Source organism: Shewanella intestini, assembly GCF_018221465.1.
Taxonomy (GTDB): Bacteria; Pseudomonadota; Gammaproteobacteria; order Enterobacterales; family Shewanellaceae; genus Shewanella; species Shewanella intestini.
Genome location: NZ_JAAIKR010000008.1, coordinates 96,102 through 113,934, shown reverse-complemented (window position 1 = coordinate 113,934; position 17,833 = coordinate 96,102). Strand labels below are relative to the sequence as shown.

Annotated in this window: 13 protein-coding genes; 9 read left to right on the top strand and 4 right to left on the bottom strand. The window is 44.4% G+C overall.

The features are described from left to right. Window positions 1-136 precede the first annotated feature (136 nt). The 3 genes from G3R48_RS09945 to radC form a co-directional block, all read right to left on the bottom strand. On the bottom strand, window positions 137-862 hold the full coding sequence (locus tag G3R48_RS09945) for a lecithin retinol acyltransferase family protein (protein WP_153662883.1): 726 nt from the start codon (window positions 860-862) through the stop codon (window positions 137-139). Window positions 863-932: 70 nt separating this feature from the next. Then, window positions 933-1,493, bottom strand: coding sequence for a site-specific integrase (locus G3R48_RS09940; protein ID WP_153662881.1), 561 nt, complete (start codon window positions 1,491-1,493; stop codon window positions 933-935). 263 nt (window positions 1,494-1,756) lie between these two features. Continuing rightward, window positions 1,757-2,230, bottom strand: a complete 474-nt coding sequence (radC, locus tag G3R48_RS09935; RefSeq protein WP_153662879.1) for a RadC family protein — start codon at window positions 2,228-2,230, stop codon at window positions 1,757-1,759. A gap of 118 nt (window positions 2,231-2,348) precedes the next feature. Here radC and G3R48_RS09930 point away from each other — a divergent pair, with 118 nt between their 5' ends. Continuing rightward, window positions 2,349-2,534 (top strand): helix-turn-helix transcriptional regulator, encoded by a 186-nt coding sequence (locus G3R48_RS09930; protein ID WP_153662877.1) that lies wholly within the window; start codon window positions 2,349-2,351, stop codon window positions 2,532-2,534. Window positions 2,535-2,620: 86 nt separating this feature from the next. On the opposite strand, the gene G3R48_RS09925 is transcribed toward G3R48_RS09930, so the two are convergent. Then, window positions 2,621-4,279 (bottom strand): TIGR04141 family sporadically distributed protein, encoded by a 1,659-nt coding sequence (locus G3R48_RS09925; RefSeq protein WP_153662875.1) that lies wholly within the window; start codon window positions 4,277-4,279, stop codon window positions 2,621-2,623. A gap of 186 nt (window positions 4,280-4,465) precedes the next feature. Here G3R48_RS09925 and G3R48_RS09920 point away from each other — a divergent pair, with 186 nt between their 5' ends. The 8 genes from G3R48_RS09920 to G3R48_RS09885 all read left to right on the top strand — a co-directional run bounded on the left by G3R48_RS09920 (window position 4,466) and on the right by G3R48_RS09885 (window position 17,831). After that, window positions 4,466-5,995: a restriction endonuclease subunit S domain-containing protein gene (locus G3R48_RS09920; protein WP_153662873.1), complete on the top strand. Its 1,530-nt coding sequence runs from the start codon at window positions 4,466-4,468 to the stop codon at window positions 5,993-5,995. After that, entirely contained in the window at window positions 5,985-6,398 is a 414-nt protein-coding gene (locus G3R48_RS09915; protein WP_153662871.1) for a hypothetical protein, read from the top strand. Before G3R48_RS09920 ends, G3R48_RS09915 begins: the two co-directional genes overlap by 11 nt. 92 nt (window positions 6,399-6,490) lie before the next feature. Then, window positions 6,491-8,617, top strand: coding sequence for an HsdM family class I SAM-dependent methyltransferase (locus tag G3R48_RS09910; protein WP_153662869.1), 2,127 nt, complete (start codon window positions 6,491-6,493; stop codon window positions 8,615-8,617). After that, entirely contained in the window at window positions 8,614-10,176 is a 1,563-nt protein-coding gene (locus tag G3R48_RS09905; RefSeq protein ID WP_153662867.1) for a restriction endonuclease subunit S, read from the top strand. Before G3R48_RS09910 ends, G3R48_RS09905 begins: the two co-directional genes overlap by 4 nt. Next, the gene (locus tag G3R48_RS09900; protein ID WP_153662865.1) at window positions 10,176-11,555 is read left to right on the top strand and encodes a hypothetical protein; all 1,380 of its coding nucleotides are present in this window, start codon (window positions 10,176-10,178) and stop codon (window positions 11,553-11,555) included. The genes G3R48_RS09905 and G3R48_RS09900 overlap by 1 nt, the downstream gene beginning before the upstream one ends. Continuing rightward, a complete protein-coding gene (locus tag G3R48_RS09895; RefSeq protein ID WP_153662863.1) occupies window positions 11,555-15,874 on the top strand; it encodes a hypothetical protein in 4,320 nt (1,439 codons plus the stop codon). The genes G3R48_RS09900 and G3R48_RS09895 overlap by 1 nt, the downstream gene beginning before the upstream one ends. After that, a complete protein-coding gene (locus G3R48_RS09890) occupies window positions 15,874-16,701 on the top strand; it encodes a hypothetical protein (protein WP_153662861.1) in 828 nt (275 codons plus the stop codon). The genes G3R48_RS09895 and G3R48_RS09890 overlap by 1 nt, the downstream gene beginning before the upstream one ends. Continuing rightward, on the top strand, window positions 16,698-17,831 hold the full coding sequence (locus G3R48_RS09885) for a hypothetical protein (protein ID WP_153662859.1): 1,134 nt from the start codon (window positions 16,698-16,700) through the stop codon (window positions 17,829-17,831). The genes G3R48_RS09890 and G3R48_RS09885 overlap by 4 nt, the downstream gene beginning before the upstream one ends. Window positions 17,832-17,833: the final 2 nt, after the last annotated feature.

The following is a 17,833-nucleotide window of genomic DNA, read 5'->3' as shown; positions in this document are numbered from 1 at the left end:
ATTGAGTTAAATTCTGGAGTATAAATAATTTACCAACTCACGATTGTAGAAGTGTTGATAATATCTTTCAAATATTCTGTAAGATATTGATAAACGTATTTCAGAGGGGAATCCCCCCCTGATTTAGCTGACATTGTTAGCTCTTAAACCATTGCCAGGTATCTTTTCCAATATCTGCGACTGCAATAATTCCATCACCTACCACTTTAAGCGGCGTGACAACGGTCGCATCTACTGTGGTTTTGGCCGCGCCAGTTATCAGAGTCCCAGCTGCTTTACTGTATTCACCACCTCGAATATGGTCCGCAGAAGTTGAGATGGTTTCACTGGCTCCATCTAGCAAGGTCTCAATGGGCTTGGTGACCATATCGCCCGGTGTACCTATAACCTTATTCACAGAGCTTGGTAAACCAATGCGCTCACCAATTATTTTGGCTGCGGTAGAGGCAAGAGCTACATTCGCAACGTTGCCTTGTGCGATTCGTTTAGCGCTGAGACCTAGTAAACCAATTCTAGCTGATGCTTGCACTGTCAGGTGCATACTGTCATTGATTTGCTCAGAGCGATAGGTTTCATCAATACACCAATTAACGAAGTGCTCACAGTTGCTGTTGAGTAGATGATATGGCTGATAGCCTAGTAAGCTCTTTGCTCGCTTTACTGCTGCATCTTTATCATGAGCAATGGCCCTGCGTCTGATTTCTGTGCCTTCAGCAAATTCAGTTAAGGTCACTTGTTCAACCATGCCATCTTTATTTTGATGGATAACTTGGTTGTGCCCGACACAAAGACCGTGATGTTGGGTAAGCCCAAAAGGATCGATATTGGTGACGAGATGATCGCCTGCTTTAAATTTCTTCATAGTGAACTCCAAATAAAAAGAGCAGCGCCCAATTAGGCAACTGCTCTCATATGGTGGTTTAGTGGAAGGTTTAGATTTCGAGTTGTGCAAAGTCGTTATCGACTTGCTGCTGAGTGAGGCCTATATAGCGAAGAGTCACCGCTTCAGATTGATGCCTTAGCATGTGCATCACGCGGCTAATATCTTTGCAAGACTGATATAAGTGATAGCCTCGTGTTTTACGCATTGAGTGAGTCCCTAAAGCCAATTGAATGTCTTCACCTACAAAGGCAAAGGCTTTGGTTACTGCACGTCGACTAAGCGGCTTAGGCTCAGTGCGCTGCACTTGATGACTTCGGTGGGATTGAAATAGGTAAACATGGTCAGGATGACGTTGCCTGATAGCTTCGATTAATGACTTGGTTTTGTCGTTGAGTAATATCTTTGCCTGCTTCCCTGTTTTTTGCTCAGTTATGCAGAGCTTATCTCCACGAATATCGCTGAAGCGAGTTGCCAGTAAATCGGAGATCCTCAAAGCTAAGTTCAGACCAATCTCCCACACATCAGCCATTTGCTGGCCGTAGTGGCGTTTGAGCAGGTAACTGATAAGTTTAATCGTGTCGCGGCTTTTAACCGCTTCAACTTCTTTCATCGTTGGTTCCCTCATTTTGCTATTTAACGAATGTGGGAACCAGGCATATTGAAACCCGCATATAGCCTAGGTTCTCTGGTTCCCACAATACCTTTTTGAGTACCTAATTAATCTCATTTCAGACATAACTAACAGCCGCTTTCAGAATGCCTGAAAGCTGCTGTTTGGTTTGTTAATGGCTGAACTTGGAGATTGAATTAGCGTTGGTGGTGTATACGGTTGTTGCAGGTTAATTTGATGGTTGACGAAGCAGTATGTGCCGATTACAGCCATCCCCTCTCAGCAAATGACACACATTCTTTGCCAACCACGATATGGTCCAGTACTGGGACATCAATCGTGGCAAGGGCTGCTGTGAGTTTCTCTGTGATCTTTCTGTCTGCTGAAGAAGGTTCAGCACAACCCGATGGATGATTGTGAGCAAAAATCACCGCGCTGGCATTTTTCAACAGTACTAATTTGACCACTTCACGCGGGTAAACCGACGCCGCATTAATGGTGCCAAAGAACACCTCGTTGAACTCAATCAACTGATGTTGGCTATCCAGAAACATAACAGCAAACACTTCACGTTGATGCTGGTGGAGTTTAAAGCGTAGAAAATCGCAGGTCGCAGTTGGGTTACAAAAGGCATCACCACGAACAAAGCGTTCGGCCACGATGCCAGCTGCAGTCTCAAGAATTTGAGATGAAGTCTTAGACCAATGATTAGTGGTTGTGGAAATTACTTCGTGCATAAGCTCTCCTTAGTAGCAAATGGTCGTATGCACATAGGTAATATATAACTGAAATTATTTGGAAAAGTTAAAAAATACTCAAGTGGCTTATTGAATGAATCAAAATGAGGAATTCAACATGAAGCTAATCAAATTAACAGAAGTTATCGAAATTACCTGTCTAACCAAACCCACTATCTACCGCATGATTTCTGAAGGCAAATTTCCAAAACAGGTTTCACTAGGTGAAAGGGCTGTAGCCTGGGTCGAGTGTGAAATATTAGCCTGGATTAATGAACGTATTGAGGTCAGAGATAATGGTTAATTGAACCCGAGAGGCGGCTCAGCTGATTTTAGTTGTTCTATTACTAATTAAGTACGTATCAGCTAAGCCGTTTTAAGCCGTAGTGATTAAGCAGCGCTCGGTAACTTTACCCTTTTTTTAGAGGGTTTTATTTTTGTTTGAGCTTTCTTATCAGGGTGCATCTCTACATGCGCAAGGGCGACTTCATAGCCTAGCAGCTGCAGCCTGTTGAATGCATTCTTTAAGTTGACCTTGGAAAAAAAGGGTAGCTTTGTTGGTAAGGCCTCAATATCGTAGATGGCATACACGATTCGATAGTCACCTGCGTTTGGTGCGATAGCAGGATCTGTCAAAGGCATAACTCCTTTGTGATTCGAATATAGCTTTTGACGAGCCTCTTCACTTCTGCGGAAAATCTCTGCAGACACTACACCTTGGCTAAAAAGGTGGCTCAAAGTGGCGGAAGAGGTGTAGTGTTTCACATGGATTAGGTCCGTCAGTTTATCGTGACCGTTATCTTTATTTACAAGGTCGCAGAATTCGAAGCGGCTTTGCCCACCACCAAGATAGATATTTTTGGTATCTAAGCACTCAATATTAGTGTCGTTATCAGCCACATCCTTATTGTAAGCGCCTTCAGAATCATGGTTGTAGGCAGGAAGTGTCACGTCGTAAGAAGCAATACTTTCCATTACCTTGTTAATTTCCTTCACAAAATCTACGTTGATTTCGTACCATATCCCAGCTCGCAACTCATAATGCTTTCCGTCTTTCTCAAGCTCACTATACAGGCAATCGTAACCAGTCCACGTATTTTTCGTCTTATGATCTTCATCCTTAGCGAACACCTTATAGTCAGTCTTGAGATGTTTCAGTTCAAGAGTACCTTCCTCTTTCACGACCTTATCTAGATATCGCTGCAGGCTCAAAATATCTGAGCGTAGCTTGTTGTTGGCACCATAACTAAAGCCAACAACGTCAGAGCCATAGACATCAGGCGCTATCATGTAGATATTGTCGTCTTTCGACGGCCCATTCACTTGGAGCTTCTGAAGGAGTGCGACAAGTTCAGTATTCAAGCTTGTAATAGTCGTAGACTCAGTAACCTCTCGAATATTCTCAACCCACTTAAACTCGTTGGGTAAGGGCGTGTTGTATTTTTTATAGGCATTAAGCAGTAGCTTAGGCAGTTCTTCCAGCTTGCCTTTAAAATTGACTTTCAAAGCCCTGCGGCGCCCACTGACTCTTGAACCGAAGCCTGCATCATTGCTCAACCCCTCAATAGCAGATAACAGATCTTCATCTATGTCGATTGGAAAATCAGAGACTTCAGCGCTCAGTCCACTCTGAATTCGAGCATTAAGAGGTGTGGTTTTGTTTGAAGCGGTATCGACACCGCGGATGTCTTTGGTGTCCACCAGGTTTAAAGCCGTTCTCAACCCAAAGTCATGAACCATATAGTCCATTTCAATCATGTGATAGCCTTTTCCGAAGGCAATGAAAAAGGTTTGTCCGGCGTGATGTAGTTCCAATACCGCACCAGTAAATTGGTTTGTTCCAAAGTCAACTTTAGCTAATTGATTGCTTTTAGTAAATAATTTGGCAAAAGCTGGTGGATTAGAGGTAGGTGTTTGAACATGCATCTTGCTTGTAGTCCCATCTAACTCAACGTTATGGCTATTGGCATTGTTGAGCTTGAGGACTGAAGTGTTGGCATTGATCCCTTTCTTCAATAGGTAAATCGATAGTGGTGTTGTAGTCGGCATAAAGAGTACTCCTTAAAATTAAAAAATCATTCGCTTTGAACTCGCATTGTTTTATTTGTTGGTTGTATAATGAACACCGATTCTTGGTTTGTCAATGGAGTGATTAAATTATTTTTATTTAATCGCTTTGGACTCGCAAGGTTGGTTTTGTTGATTTTGAGTGTGCGATGGACTAAAGTATGAAGAATGGAAAAGGGCAGCGGGGGCAAAATGCAGGCCGTAACTATCAAAAAGATAACGAGAGAAGAGTTCTTAGAGGCAACGGATTGGCGGGCTGATTATCACCTGTCAACGGCGGCTATTCTTCCTGTGCTTGCAAAACAAAAACAATGGCCTCAGCTGAAAGACTATAAAGTTAAGTTTGTTGATGGTTGGCGATTTAGCGAAAGCCCTGAATCAGAGTGGTATATGGCGAATGTTTCTTTGCTGGATACCAATAAAAGAGATCCAATAACCCTCAAATACCAGCCAAAATTGGTTGATGAAGAAACAAGGAAACGAGCAGAAGATATTGAAACTACTTTGTTGGGGGAGCGCTATTACCGAATGAGGCATGTCGCCGACATGAGGTTGAATCCAGAGAGTAGTCAGTACCAAACACCAGTACTTTCATTCGAGCCTTGTGTTAAACCCTCTGATGTTGTTATTCGCAGAGTGGGAAGTGCATCTGCAGCTTATGTTTCCGAGTTTGATCGACAACATCCGATTGATGCCAACATGGCAATCGTGCGTGGCTTAAACCGCTACGATGCGCTTTGGTTGACCTATTGCTTGCAGCAACCTCTATACGTTGACTACCTAGAAAACAGAATTCGAAAAGAGGAGTTGGTTCGTGTGGGCCTGTCACAGTTAAAGAATATGCCTTTAGCACCAACCCCCGATGAGTTTAACCCTCTTTCTGAACACTACCTTTCGTGCTTAGAGCGACTCTACTTTACCCAAATGTCGCTGCGAGACCTGCGCGAACAGGTTTCAGCCTGGTTAACGGACTTCTTAGATAACTTATCCATCTCGTGGAATGAGAATAGGGTAAAGACGGCGTGGTTCAAATCTGAGGCCCTAAGTGAGCGTTTAGATTTTGGTTACTCAGAGCACAGTAAAGTAACCCATCAACTATCAACTAACGGCGGCCAATATCTATCTGAACTTGCGGTTATTGAACCGAAGCAAGAGCAAGCGCTGCCAGAACGCTATCAGTTACTTAAAATCAAAGACTTAAAGCCGAACTTCCGAGTGGCTGACAATCTAGCTAAGGTCGACTCAAATCATGACGAAATCGCTAAGATCAGCCGAGTGAAAAAGCGCTTGGTGCAGAAAAATGATGTGCTGCTCTCAACATTTGCGAGAGAAAGTAAGGTATTGTGGATAAACGAAAATTTGCCTCAAGATACGCTGGCAAGTGAGCATTTAGCAACGCTGTTTTTCCACCAGTATGCAGGGGCGTATACCTTGCTGTTGGAAACGCCGTTAATCAAATGGCAAATGGCTCAGTTAGTCAGTGGCAGTGTGCAAGCTTTTATAAATTTATCTGATCTCGCTAAGGTGACGTTTCCACCGTTAACTAGTGAGTTGGCAACACGTTGGCATAATGAATTAGACAATATTTTGAAAAAGCAAAGCCAAGCACTGGCAGAGATGAAACAGATAAAAAGACAGATGGCACAAGTGTATAGCAGTGTTCATCCAAATCTAGACGAGGTGAACCATGTTAACTGACATAGAGTTACGGCAAGCGCTGCAACAGACCCTTGATGGCCTGGCGAGTCAGCCACAAGCTCTTGACGATATCTGGTCAAAACAAAGCCATATTTGGCAAGAGTTAGGCTGGCAGAAGAGCCAGTTATCGTTATGGCTAAACTGTCAATCAGCAGTAGAGCGAGAGGAGAATACCGGCCTATTTTCTCTTCGAACCCAAGACAGAGCTACGGCGGATAACAGTAGCCAAAACTTAGGTGACATTTTGCTAGATTTGGTCGTCGAGCTGAAGCGGCCGTTACCAGTAAAGCTAGCGCTCAATAAGCTGCCCAGCCATATCGTCGCCACAGAGGGCATGCTGAAAAGCGCGGTGCAAGAACACCCCAAATTAACCATGATGGGGCCCTTAATTAAGCTTGCTTAGTTATCCCTATCTTGTAAGTAAACCAATTTGACCTTTGAGCCTAGCTCAACAGAAAAGCCTCAACAAAAGAGGCACGTATTAGGAAAAGAATTATGAGTAATGCTACAGAACTCGCTCCAATTTATACGCCAGTTCGTAATCAGTTTCGCCAATTTAGCGAATCGCTACCGCTAGAAGCAACACAAGACTTTTATCAAGCAGAACTTGTTTGGGGCATTGTTGAAGGTAACCAAACTCCAAAGATCTTGTTACTGGTGCTTGGTGATGGTAACTGGCATTACTCAGAGCCAGAATCGTTAGATGCACTAGTGTTTGAGTTGCTGGGTGAAAATGACATGCTGGGTGACGAGAGCCAGTGGCCAGCGTTTATCTGTTTGGCCGACGCTAATAATCAACGTAGCTATGAGTTCAAAGGGTTTAGCCAAGCAGTACCTGAAATTCCAAGTATTGAGCTCATTCGCGATTTTGATCGCTTAAGTGGCGAGCAGAACTTGGCTTGGTCATCTATGGTTTATCGTAACCTAATGCAGGATCTTGATGCTTTCCATGAGCAGGTTTACCAAACCGTCAAAGACAAGGTTTCGGATAAAAACGATATTATTGAGGAAGTAGCGAAGATTCTGTTTTTAGAATCGTTCAGAGTTCACCCTAAACCAGGAAGTGATTTCAGTTTTGAGCATAAAGGGCAGACCTACCAACTACTTGAGATCTTTACCTACCAATATGTACAGACACATGGTGACGCGGCGGTTGAGCTTATTCAGGCTGCATTTGATCATTTCAAATTGCTCCCAGACTACGTCGTCGTTAACGATGCAGGTGAAGCGAACCCTATTTTCGATGCAAAAACGCACCTGCGTTTAGAAAAGCCGCGCAACTACGAAACTCTGTTAAAAGCGATTCAAGACCTAGGACCATTCACCGATGAGAAAAACGGTGAAACTCGCCAAGGCACATTGGCCGATGTATCGGCTGACTTCCTGGGCCGTGTGTTTGATGTATTCCTGCGCGCAAACTTTGAATCCAAAGGCGGTTTGGGTATTTACCTGACGCCGAAGCCAGTAAAAGATGCAATGCTGGATATGGTTTTCCATGACATCGAAAACGATACCAATGCCGTCGCGCAAATTACCTCTGGCCAGTTCCGCTTTTGTGACCCTACATGTGGTTCTTACGGCTTTGGTTCTGTAGCGTTAAGCCGCGTCAAAAACTTCCTGCATACGGTAGCGGGTCTATCAGACCAAGAGCGCGAACAGCAATTTAACCACTTACTGGAAAATGGCTTTGTGGGGGCAGATGCTGCGCCGCGTATGGTGATGCTGGCACGTGTGAATATGGCACTGCAAGGCGCACCAAAAGCAAAAATCTTCTATACCGGTAATTCATTAACCACACCGTCGCTAAAACCTAATAGCTTTGACTTGATCTGTACCAACCCACCATTTGGTACCCCGAAGTTTAAATCTGATAAACGCGGTAAAGAATCGAAAAAAGCGTACGAAGCAGATATGGAGCAAGTGCTGGGTGGTTTCCGCCCAGCTGAAGAGGTGGTTGAGCCATACAACGCGTATTACGACCACGTCAAAACAGGCTGGCAAGATACCGGCCCTCTTTATCTAAACGAAGATGGCTCACCAGTTTGGGCAGGTTTTCGAACAGACCTGCGCAATGTGTCTACTGGCAAGAAACCTAAGTATGAGCTGTTCCCGACGGTGTCAGGCCTCGCACTGGGCAGCAAGCCAAGCAAAAATGGTGAGTGGAAGCCAGTAAAGGGTGGCTCGATTGATCCTGCGGTACTGTTTATCGATCGCTGTTTGCAGCTACTTAAACCTGGTGGCCGCTTAATGATTGTACTGCCAGACGGAATCTTGTGTAACTCCGGTGACCGCTATGTGCGTGAATACATCATGGGCAAAAAAGATGAGAAAACCGGTGAGTTCAGCGGTGGTAAAGCCATTGTAAAAGCAGTGGTGTCACTGCCATCCGATACCTTCAAACTTTCAGGTACAGGTGCCAAAACCTCAATTCTTTACCTGCAAAAACGCCCAGCAAGTGAAAAGCAACCAGAGCAGTTTTTGCCTGAGCCACAAACCGATGTATTTATGGCAGTCGCAGAGACGTTGGGCTATTTGGTGAAGAATAATATTGAAGATTATGCCGCAGGTGTAAGCAATGACTTAGACCCGATCGTCGCTGCCTATAAGCGAGGTGAGTTATGAGTGTAGACACCGAGAGAGAGTTATTTCATCTTAACTTCATTAAACCAGGAGAAATACAAGATTTTCTTTCTGCACAGACGTATAGGCCAGCGATAACGAGGGCGTATGATGTTATACATGAACTTAATAATATACCTCTGCAACAGCTTAGTACTGTCCCTATTCGTCAAGGGGGGACGCCTCATTTTTCTGAAAATGGCTTTCCATGCATAAAGTCAAAGCAAACAAGAGGCATTTTATTGTCGGAGAAAGGACATGAAACAGTAGACCCTACACATTCTAAAAATAAGGCCATCGTACACCTTGAGCGTGAAGATATAGTTATTACTCGTCAAGGTGCGGGAACAATAGGTAGAGCTTCGATTTATTTATCTAATGAGCGTTCTTACATTACAGATTCGCTATTTAAAATCAGTCCTAATCATGCGATTTGTGATGCCTGTTACTTAGTGTCTTTTTTAAGAACAAATGTTGGTCAACGACTTATTGAAAAGGGCGTTTATGGTTCAACAGGGCAACTAAATCTATCTAGCAGCCATATCAAGATGCTTCCTGTTTTTAATGTAAGTATGATCGCGCAAAAATATGTTGGAAATAAGATTCGACAAGCAGAGAAGATGCGGGCTTGGTCTAAAATATTGGCAACTAAATTAGATTCATTTTTTTTAGATTACGATCTTGATGATACAGGGCCAATACAATTGGTATCCAAGGCTTCACCGCAATTACTTACTCATATTTTGACGGCGACAACCTATAAATATGAATATGTAAAAAACCAAGAAAACGTAAGGAGTCAATCAAGCACGAAAGGAATATATGACTACCTAAAGAGTATTGCCAATGGCTACGACGAGAGAGAGGATGTAGAAGATGGACTTCCATACGTAAAAGTAGCCCATGTAAGACCGGGGTTGATTGAACTAAATGAGTGTTCAAACGTTTCATATAGCTCTATGAATGAGGCTAGTCCTAAGCAGGTTCCAAAGCTTGGCGACTTACTATTGACTAGAAAAGGTAGTTTTGGTATCGCGGCTGTTGTGATGGAAGATGAAAACTTTCTTTGTTCGAGTGAAGTTTTTTGTTGTAAGCCTAAAAACGCTGCTCTAATGCCTGTTTTGGCATGGTTTTTAAATTCTAAGGCAGGGCAATTACAGTTTAAACAATTCTCTACTGGAACAACAATGCCGGGAATTAACCAAGAAAACTTGGCAAATATTGTTATTCCCGATTTCACGTATTGGGATGTAAGTAAGTTTAATGATATTTACAAGAATTTTTATTTAGCAGATCGGCTTTCAAAAGCATTAACTACAGCAGCTAAAATTTACGTGGAAGAGATTATCGATGGACATCTTAGCGAAGCAGAAATAGTTTCCGCTCAGCAAGCACTAGATGCAGGTGATGATTCACTCGATCGTGCTTTACTTGAGCGGATGACTGCTGAGGGTATTGATAGTGAAGGTGAGCCACTGTTTGACGATATTGATCAGCTATACGATCTACTTGATCAAGCTAAACAAGCGCTTGACGCTGACGATACGATGGCGGAGGCTTAATGGAACAGCCATCATCACACGTCTTGAGTGACGAAATGTTGCAAAGCGAAAACTTCTTATTGGCCAGCGTGGTCAGGCCGTTAGAACGTTTGTTGGAAAGTGGTTGCGCCATTATTCAAGAGAAAGCCGTTCGCGAGTTGCTTACTGGCTTGGCTTACCCGTGTGATGATGGAAAACATTGGGTAGCCAGTCAGCGGCTACTTGATGGTGTGAACGAACTTGGTTCAATCTCGCAGTTGGTGGCCGCTGTGCTCGCTTGTGATAGCCAATTCCGCCAGCCTTGGTTAAATCTCATGGCGGCACGCTGCCAAGAGGCGTCTGAGCTGAGCGAACCACTGCAACTGGTTGAGCGTATCCACCAGCTTGGTGCCGCCAGCGAGTGGGTAGAGGCTTCACTTGCTGAGGCCTCTTTGAGCGCGACACCCTATAGCCTGATTGAACGTGAGCTATTGGGTACCCAAGCAGACAGCATCGGTGCACTACCTATTTTAACTCGCGTATTAACTACCGCTTATCAATTGAGTTTATGGCGCGGACAAGCCTTGCCCGTGATTGCATCTACTGCATTACAAGGTCAGCGCCCAGACATTGATTGGGTAAAGGGGCGTTTGTTACCAGTGCCTAAAGCCAATGTTAAATACAACCCGTATTTGTTGGTTTCGCTCTCTTCATCTTACTCATCTTCTCGTTCAACCGAGACCAGTCAATCAGATGACAGTGATCATCATGAGCTTGGGCAACAAAAGATAGGGCAAAATGATTTTAACCAACAGGCATTTGATAATCTCCCCCTAGATGCCACTAAGACTCGCAGTGATTTAGCGCTCGATTGGGTGCTCAGCTCGCCTTGGGCATTGCTGCTCGCGGCGATCACCTATGAGCAGGATATATGGTCAAGCGAAGGGCTGGGCGGTTTAATGCTTGAGCTGCCCGCCGGTCAAAATGGCTATAAACCCAGTTTGGTGCAGGTGTTAGTGCTAAACCGAGATGGCGATGAGGTGCTTTGTGGCAGCTTGGCTCAGTTTGTTTCTCGAATCTTGGTTGAACTATCTATGGCGTTATTCCCAGCCGCTATCAGCACTCAAGAGCTTGACCAACAGCTTGGCGATGTTATTGAGCTATTGATTAAACGCCAAGTTTGGCAACATCGAGACGGGATAAGCGGTGAGCTGGATTATTACCAAATTAACCCGCAGTTTGCTGATGCCTGTTATCGAATGAAAGGCCAACGTGCTTTTGCCCTGTACGGAAAAAAACTGCGAGAGGCGATTCGTACCCAGGCATTGCGTTGGCGACAAGAGCAAGAGTCGCTTATCAGCGCCGCCCATTCAACCAATACGAGTAATACCTCAGCGCAGTTTTTAAAGGATGTATTCTAATGACAATAAGTAGTGCTAACCATTCGTCTCAGGCGGTGTGGGATGAGCTGACGGATCAACATAACTGGGCAGCAACAGGTGTTTCAGACTATCCGTCAAAAGACCCTCTTGTTGGACAAAGTAAGTTCTTTAATCGTTATCGCACCTTTATCAAAACCATTGACCATGAAGACGATAAATTCGCTCACGTATTTGCCGTTGAAGGCGAGTGGGGCCGAGGTAAGTCTCGTTTGGGTTATGAGTTGATTGCACAGATCAATGATTGCTCTAAAGGTTGGTACGTACGCAACGGTAGTGGTGAACTAGAAAACGCTGAACTCTTTGATGATGAAAGTAAGCGAGACGAGTACTTAGGCTTATATATCCGCTACTCGCAAATTGTGTCTAAGTTTCAAAACACCGATAACTGGTTTGCCTATGGTTTATATCAAGCGTTGATTCCGTTGGCGACTAAGCAGTTTGACGGTTCTATTCAATCGAGTATCGCCAAACAAGCACTGCAACGTATTGAGCCGTTTGGTTTTGAAGCTTCAGAGCTAGCGAATCGGTTGATGCTTGATCACGCTTTTTCTGATGAGGTGCTGTATTACGACCAAGCTCAAGATGAGAATGGCAACACTATTACAGTCACTCAGTTGGTTGATTCGGCTTACCAATACCTTCAACAGTTTGGTATCCAATACATCTTGATTGTGCTTGATGAGCTAGAGACAGTGGCAGAGGCCGCTACTTACGGCATCGATAGGGATGATGCTTGCCAACTGGATGGAGAGGCCATTCGTTTGATTGGTAAAGCGATTAAAGAGGAAGATCCACGTCGTAAATTGCCATGGCTACGCTATGTAGCGCTTTGTTCCCCGTTATTGGGGCAGCAGCTGCGTGAAATTCAATCGACGGCGCGTCGTTTTGAACTAGTGGAACTCGAAAATAATGCCTTTGCTGATGTATCAGATTATGTCGCTAAGCTGCAAGAGGGTAACAAGCTACGTCATAAATACCCGTTAGGTTTAGTTGAAGCGGCTTATGCCATGAGCGGCGCTAACTTTGGTTGGTTCAACGTGGTGATGGCCAATATTGATGTTGAGCTAGATAAATACGCAGGCAATGGTACAGCGTTTAGCAACGTGGGTGAGCTGTTTGATCAAGTCCTACAAAATTCTGGTCGTATCTCCGATCATGTTTTAGACCACAATGCGATTAACGGTATTCAAACTGAGGACAAAGCACTTCTTAAGCAAGCACGTAATTTGTTGTTTGCTCAATTACCTAAGGCGCTAGATGCGGAGCATCAACATTTGTTGGCGTTATTGCCACTAAAAAATGAATATGATGAGCCGATCGTTAGCTTATATCGTAAAGTTGATTGGTCGATGCTCGATTGCCGCCAAGCATTGCAAGATGGAAAATTCCGCCGTGATCGTGATGAGTGGTTCTACCCAAGCGTAGATCAAGGTTTGAATCTTCAAGCTCTGCGTCAGAATTTACGCACGTTTGCTATTAACGAAACAGGCGATGAAAACACCTTTCTTCTACCGTTAGACGTTCAAGAATTCCGTCACTTGATCAGTCTGCTGTATAGCCACCCTGCCGCAGAATTTGCTGCTGACGCACTATGGAAACGTTTCTTTGGTGATGTGCAACAGTTAGACGATGAAGACAAAACCCATATCGGTCCAAGTGTGGCGATGCTGCTTCGTTTGGACATGCGTTATCGTTCCCAACAACAGAACTCGATGATTTTCCGTGAAGTAGGCTATGCCGACGGTCATGAAAAAGCGATGTCGGAGCTTAAGGCTGAATGGGAGCGTTCACCACTTGTAAGACGTCGTACTCGATTGTTGGGGCTATTTCGCTTATTGGATAGAGATTGGAACTACAACCAAGAAGCCTTTGTTAGTAAGCAAAACTTGGCTATCCAGTTTACTAAAGCGGGCGGAGGGCGAGGCGCAAGCTCTGGATTGCAGTATTGTGAGGGCTTAAAGCTTCATCCTCAGGGCAAAGCCGCGTTTGCTTGGGTAGACAGTAAAGATGAACTCACACGTCTAAACGACGAAATAACAGGCCAATATGCGGCGATTGGGCGTGTACCTGTTGTTGCATTTACGGGCTCTATTGGGGTGATGGACGATTACGCCAAGGGCAGTGTTAAAGACGATTTGAAAGAGAACGTCTTACTTTATTATCTCAACACCAGTGAAATTGATGTGATTGAAAGAATTGGTGTCGACCAGCGTCTGCAAGAGGGCTTTGAGCTTAATGAGCAGGTGTTTACCTCGAAGTTCAAGAACCGTATGAATAACATTCGTGATTACACCTACAGCCGAATTCATGAATGGCGACAATGGCTAAATGAGCGTGGTTTGATAGCCTGGCCTCTTAAGCCTTCTGGGCGTATTAACGATGATGATCGCAATAAGCTTTTTAAGGCTTGGCAGTTACTCCTAGTCCAAGATAACAACGTTAATAGCTTGAATGATATTTTGCCTGAGCATGGCGTTGATGCGGCAGATATTCGAGCGGTGTTCAGCCGTTTATCACTAAACGGTAAAGTTTTACAAAGTGGCTATCAGTCAAACGAACATGCTGGTCTTTTTAGCGACATCGAGCACCCGGCACAGGCACAGGCGCGTGTACCTGCATTTTTGGCTGAGATAGCCAACCCGAAAAAAGCCAAATCATGGACATTGGACGACGCTCAAGAGAAGTGGTATTGGGGGTATTTGTGGTCCCCTGCGAGTCAAGGCTTATCTTCTAAAGCGGTATTCAGTGATTGGATGTGGCTCTGCAGCCAACTGAACTTAGCGAAGATTGAAGATCGCCAAGCTAAGAAAGAAAAATGGCTACCTGTTACACGCTCTGAGATTGAAGAAGGAGAGCTTGGTTACGCAGTTGCTTGGTTTAAAGGCAAAGGTGTTGATAGCTATCAAGGGCGAGTTGAAGCGCTAAGAGAAGTATTCGGTGAGGATAAGATCCCAGGCTTGTTTGCCGGCATGCAGGGTAAGCATGGAACTGAAACCACCAAAGCACATAATCATTTGGAAGCGGCAGCTGAGCTGGTGGTTCAAATTAGCGACAAGGAAACAAATCTTAAATCAGAGCTATCCGCTGTTGTTGAGGCATTTCCGGAGTTGCTGCGTTTACGTTATCAAGTACTTCACCATATTCGTGCAGTGCGAGATATCCATGAAACGAGCGCGGACCTACGTTTGGAACAACGGATTCGATTAGAAGACGACTCTCGTTCGCTTTATTCTCGTATTGAACAGGCATATCAGTTTGCTCAGTTTGTACAAACAGCAGCGCAACGAATTGATGAGGCATGCGATAATGTCGCTTGTAAAATCATAGACGAGCCAGCCGCGAAAGCCCCTTTCCCAAGCAAGCTATTTACGCTCTCTTTGGGTACGATTAGCAACATTCTACAAGGGGCGATCAAACAGTCTCAGGTTACCGAAACACAACGAATCGAATATCAAGGTTCAACAGAGACGCTTAACTTCTATTTACGTACATTGCAATTGGATAAAGTTTCTAGTCGCTTGGATGATTTGGCCAAAGAGGTGGGTGTTGATATTCGAAGTGGTAGCCATAGAAGCTTTGACGATATTAGCGGTTACATCGTACAGGCGTATCGTAGCTTGCTTAAGATGTTCGCAGACACAAAGGCTGATTTTGGCAAATTGGATAATAAGCTTTCTGATCTTAAGTTTCAGCTTGGTGACATGTTACCTGTTGATTATCCAGAGGCTGAACACCCCAAAAAGATTCTAATGTATCAAGAATCTTTACGTGACATCGAAGATGCATTAGAGGACCTTGATGAAGAAGTTGACCTATTCAGAGAGAAGTTTGCAACCGACGCTCGAACAGGGCAATTCTCAGCGATTAAAGATGTACCGGTAAAACTCATGAAGCCTATTACTGCACAGCTTGGTGTATTAATGGGTAAAGTGAATAGTGTTGAGTCTGCAGTAAAAAGTTATCGGAATGGGCTGATTGAGAAGGCTAATCGAACCCTAAGACCGGAAGTAACACCGCTTTTAATCGCGTTAGGTAATCCTGCGCTTTCGACGATTAAAGATGAAGAGGTAGCTAGCCTATCGCTGCCTGAATTGGCTATTGAGCTGGAATGCCGTCAACGTGCTTGGCACAAGCTTGCTGAGCAAGCACTGCAGGGGACCTCAATCTCAGTTGAACGTTGGGTAGAAATTTCTTCGCTCATGCTCAGCAATTCAGAGCCGATTCTTACTTCTCAGGAGCAAAGTGAATTAGTGGACAAAGGAATCATTAAACTTCAAATCACCTTTGGAGGAGCTTAATGACTTTCTATTTAGCACTTTCAGTTACTAATCATCGCAGAGGGCGGTTTTTAAGTTCGCTTATTAGTGCGGAGCCCGTCACTGAAACATTACCGCATCAAGGTTGCGTATTGATGTTAGGTAAAGACTTCCAACAGCTTGAGGCTGCCAATAAGAGAGAGTGGCGCGACTGGGCGTTGCTGTCTGGGCGAACCTTGATGTTGCTTCCCCCGTACTCCTCCGGAGTGATTGATGAGGATATAGACTGGCAGATTGGTTTCAGTGAGGCAGTGCCTTCTGTTGATTCGCCATTGGCGCGACTATTAGAGTCCGAGGTAACCCAGCAGATAGCAGGTAGACAAGGTGTTTGTGAGCGTTCACAGGGTCATCTTTGGGGCGTTTCTGCAGCGAATACTCGCTACCTGAAACATCATGCTGCCTCGGGAGTGTTTGCAGTTACTTGTTTGCCATTATGGTCAATCTCATTAATTGATGAAACTGAGTTAGTGCGGGAATGGTTTTCGTTCTTTGACCGGTTAGCGGGGACACCAGATGCTATCGAGACTGGCGCCGACAATGAACCAACCCAGTTAGTAGCGACTGATTACTCGATCATGGCCTGTATTTACGCATGGCAGGCGATCTCTGCGAGTGAGCTGAATGCCTATTTGTCTAATCAAGCATTTCCAGTTTTTCAGTTTACAGAGAATGAGATGAATGATGGTTTTTCTCGATTGTTAGCAATTGGATATGTAAACGAGAGTGGGCTAACCACAGAGGGGTTAGAAATACTCAAAGACAGTGCTTACTGGCTTTACGCAGAACACCTAAAGGATGCAACACGATGAGAAAACAAAACTTAGCGCAATCTTTGGCGGTTGAATCACAAATCCGTCTGCCGGGAAGCGCAGGGCGATTGTTACAACAAATCAGAGATGTGCTTGCCGTTGCACCATTGTTCAAAAGTGCTGGTCTCGTAAAGCGTGTTGAACGGCCAAAGGTTATTGATTTGACGGTCTCCGGAATTGCCACCCATTCCTGTATTAAAAACGCCTTAGGCGGCTATATATACGCGTCTGGTGCGGTTCGCATAGATATGTGTATCGAACAAAACCAAGTGGGGACTGGTAGTAACGATTCTGTATCAGAGTTGGATGATATCGATTTTGAAGCGCAACGAAAGCGTCTAGATTTGATGGAAATTCGTCAAGCCTATCAATTGGTCGAGAAGCAGCTAAAGCAAGGGAACCCTAGTCAGTTAATTCTGCTTGATACACCGCTATTTCTTGACAGAGCAATGGCACCTTTAGATCGTAATGTAAAACACGTTGAAGAGTACCAACGTACAAAAAATGTGATTGCTCAATTCTGGTCGAGCTATAGAGAGCAATTGTTTCCGTGGAATCCTCAAGGACCTGTATTAGCGAGTATTGTATCCGAAAGGTTTAGTGCCATCGTTAATATTGCCAAGCAAGATTTGCGAACTGAAGAAGGTCGTAAATACTTGTTAACGACAGACGAGCTCGTGCAGCAGAATTTGGATAAGCTCGCTGATTTAGAGTCTCGCTTAGCAGGCATTGGTGATAAGCGTTTCATTCATGGCATTTTGGGAGCGTTTACTCGGACGATGGCCTTTAGAATGACAGAGAGCACTACAAGAATGGAGCCAGCTGAAGCAGTTGATGCTGGTGTTATTGGCTTTCACTATCGAGGCGGACACACCAGTCAAATTCAAATGGTACAGCTTGCGGGTGAAGCTCAAGACTGGGATACCAAAAAGCTTGATGCAGTCGCTTGGAAACTGATGGCTCTAGATATCCAAGGACAAAGCAAGCTAAAGCCACTACCACAACTTTTAGCAATGCAGCAATTGAAAATGCTTGACCAGTTTGCAGCGTATTACCGTCAGGGCTTAAGCGATGCAATCAAGAATAACGATGTAGAAGATACCTGGTTATCTGGGTTGGACGAGGAATAAAA